4 protein-coding genes are annotated in these 2,795 nt (G+C 42.3%); 3 read left to right on the plus strand and 1 reads right to left on the minus strand.

Annotated elements, in window-relative coordinates; genetic code table 11:
- Positions 1 to 119 precede the first annotated feature (119 nt).
- A complete protein-coding gene (locus QUB14_RS28325) occupies positions 120 to 392 on the plus strand; it encodes a transposase (RefSeq protein ID WP_333297458.1) in 273 nt (90 codons plus the stop codon).
- On the opposite strand, the gene QUB14_RS28330 is transcribed toward QUB14_RS28325, so the two are convergent.
- Positions 389 to 559, minus strand: coding sequence for a MerR family transcriptional regulator (locus QUB14_RS28330; RefSeq protein WP_333297455.1), 171 nt, complete (start codon positions 557 to 559; stop codon positions 389 to 391). The genes QUB14_RS28325 and QUB14_RS28330 overlap by 4 nt on opposite strands.
- A gap of 654 nt (positions 560 to 1,213) precedes the next feature.
- Here QUB14_RS28330 and QUB14_RS28335 point away from each other — a divergent pair.
- On the plus strand, positions 1,214 to 1,825 hold the full coding sequence (locus QUB14_RS28335; protein ID WP_333221533.1) for a hypothetical protein: 612 nt from the start codon (positions 1,214 to 1,216) through the stop codon (positions 1,823 to 1,825).
- Positions 1,826 to 1,924: 99 nt separating this feature from the next.
- Positions 1,925 to 2,615, plus strand: a protein-coding gene (locus QUB14_RS28340; RefSeq protein WP_333221531.1) for an IS1 family transposase whose coding sequence is annotated in 2 segments (ribosomal slippage) — positions 1,925 to 2,494 and positions 2,496 to 2,615 — 690 coding nt in all. Because the reading frame shifts where the segments join, the coding sequence is not laid out codon by codon here.
- The last annotated feature ends 180 nt before the right edge of the window (positions 2,616 to 2,795 follow it).

A 2,795-nucleotide genomic window follows, 5' to 3' on the forward strand; every position in this document is an offset into this window, starting at 1 on the left:
TCCGTTAACTCTTCTAACATATACAAATTATGTAGTGATCGTGGCTATTATCTCATAAATCATTTAGGATTGCTATAGATTTCGCACAACATTTTGGCGTAGGTAAAAATAAGCGTATCATCTTAGTTCTTGATCGAGCAGGTTGGCACATTCGCTACCAAGTAGAGGTTCCCGAAGGAATTCATTTGTTTTTTCTGCCTCCTTATTCCCCAGAATTACAGCCGGCTGAACGTTTGTGGCCTGTGACTAATGAACCAATAGCCAATCGTTCTTTCAAGTCATTGGATGAGTTGGAAGTTGTGCTATTCCATCGCTGTCGGCGCTTACTTCAACAGCAAGACTTAATCCGTGGTTTAACTTTCTTTCATTGGTGGCCAGCGTGCGGCTGCTAATTGCGATCCCACGCCCACCATACAAGTCCGGTGCTACCGGACTTGATATCACTGATTACAGGTACAACAATCCCCTTCTCTCGCCAATACTGTATTTGGCGAAGGGTACAACCTGCAAATTGAGCCGCTTCCTTACTTGTCAAAAAAGTTTCTTGCATAAAAAACATTTTACCTGGAGGGGTAACAAGGAAGCTGAAACCGTGACACAGAAGGGATGAGAGCTGGGTTACCCAAAAAAAGATGGGTCTGCTATAGTGACAAGCAAACCCACAAATCAAAAAAATACTAATGCAATTTTATCACGAGCATCTAGAAAAGCAATTGGGCCGCGCCCAGTTCCTGATGTTGGTGCTTCTGGCTCAACATCATTCAAGCCGAAAAAAAAGTCAAACTAGAAACAATAGCAAGAGTCTTTCCAATCTGGATAACTTGTGAATTCAGACGCAGAAAGTTACAAAGATTCTTGGATATACCCAGCTTAACGATTAGTAGCTTATTGTGGCCTATCATCAGTTATTGGCTAGAGAACGCGGTACCAAAAAAGTCGAAACAGAAGTTATACCTAGCGATTGACCGCAGCCAGTGGAAAAATCTCAACTTACTAATGGTCAGCGTGATTTGGTCAAGAAGAGCCATTCCCTTAGCCTGGAGATTACTGCCGCACATAGGCAATAGTAACCAGGAGGAACAAGAAAGTGTACTCTCCTGAGTTTTAGCAAGATTCAAAAATTATCAAATAGTGGTGCTAGGAGACCGCGAGTTTTGTTCCCTAGATTTAGCCACCTGGCTCCAGGCTGCGTAATGTCGGATTTTGTTTAAGGTTGAAAAAAGCGACTTGTCTGGAAGTCGAAAATCAAATTTGGCAGCGATTGGATGAGTTACCAATTAAACCGGGGGTCGCCTTATATTATCAAGGGAAGAGAATCCGTAAAACCGCACCAGTTTCAGGATTTAGTCTGGCAGTTAAATGGAAAAGAAACTACCGCCATCAAACCACAAAAGGGCCTTGGTATATCTTGACGAATCTGGGAAGTTTAACCGTCGCCATCCAAGGGTATAAAAGAAGAATGGGGATTGAAGAAATGTTCCGAGACTGTAAAAGTGGAGGCTATAATCTAGAAGGCACTGGATTAAGAGGAAACCGATTGGAATCAATGATTTTGGTGATGTCTCTGGCTTATTTAAAGTCAACCCTGCAAGGTGATGAAATCAACAGACATCAGGGACAAAAATATGTGTCTCGTCCCAAAGAAGCCGGGAGAATCTATCGAAGACGCAGTACATTTGGGGTGGGTTTAGATGGAGAAAACTGGGTGAAAAACTTGGAACAATATCACCAATTGATCGCAGAGTTAACCAGTAAATCCCCCCATAAACGCCGGTTTTATCAACGAGGTATAATGGCGGAAACCTTTATCAGCTCTACCTCCTAGCTCTCTTGTTACCCCTTCAGCTAAATCAGAGAAGCTTTTGTTTGTATATTGTCGAGGGGGAGTGAGGGGGCAAATATATTGGCGTTGCATAATAGAGGGATGATCTGCATTAACTGTCAATCAAACAAAGTCTGTAAAAATGGCCACCGTCGCGGCAAACAAAACTACTTGTGCCGTGACTGTGGAAAGCAGTTCCTTGAATTTTATTCCCCAAAAGGGTACCCCGACTCAATTAAGGAGCAATGCTTGACAATGTACGTCAATGGTCAGGGATTTCGGGCTATTGAAAGAATAACTGGAGTTAATCATAATACAGTTATTAACTGGGTTAAACAAGTGGGCTTTTCTTTACCTGATGCTCCGGATTATGAAGAAATTCCCGAAGTGGCTCAATTAGATGAACTTCAAACTTTTATCGCTCAAAAAAAAAATAAGGTTTGGTTATGGACGGCTGTCAACAAGCGAGTCCCAGGTATTTTAGCATTTGTTTTAGGAGACAGAAGTGCCGAGACCTTTAAGCATTTGTGGAAAATAGTTAGGGGATGGGAATGCTTTTTTTATGTGACGGATGGCTACTGTGTTTATGAAAAATTTATTAACGATTGCGACCGGATTATCTCCAAAACGTATATGACACGAGTTGAAGGAGAGAATACTCGACTCCGACATTAGGCAAACCCGACTTCATCGACGAACTCTTTGCTATTCTAAGTCTGAAGAAATGCTCCAACTATCAATTCGCTTGCTTTTGGATTATCTAAAATATGGGGCTGTCCCTACGGTAGCATAAATCATCTCTTAATTGTGCAACGCCAATATATTAGGCAGCTGGGGGTTTAACAAGCGAGATCGGGATGGTATCGGGGTGGTGCCATTGCCTCTGGTGACACTACCGAAAAGTTGTGAGGGTGAAAAACCCTGAAGACTGCATAGAATTAAGTCATCATGATTACCATGTGGAAACAGAGGT

The organism is Microcoleus sp. B3-D2 (assembly GCF_036705345.1).
Taxonomy (GTDB): domain Bacteria; phylum Cyanobacteriota; class Cyanobacteriia; order Cyanobacteriales; family Microcoleaceae; genus Microcoleus.

Coding starts and splice junctions, on each gene's coding strand:
- QUB14_RS28330 (WP_333297455.1), bottom strand. CDS start 559: ATGTTTTTTATGCAAGAAACTTTTTTGACAAGTAAGGAAGCGGCTCAA.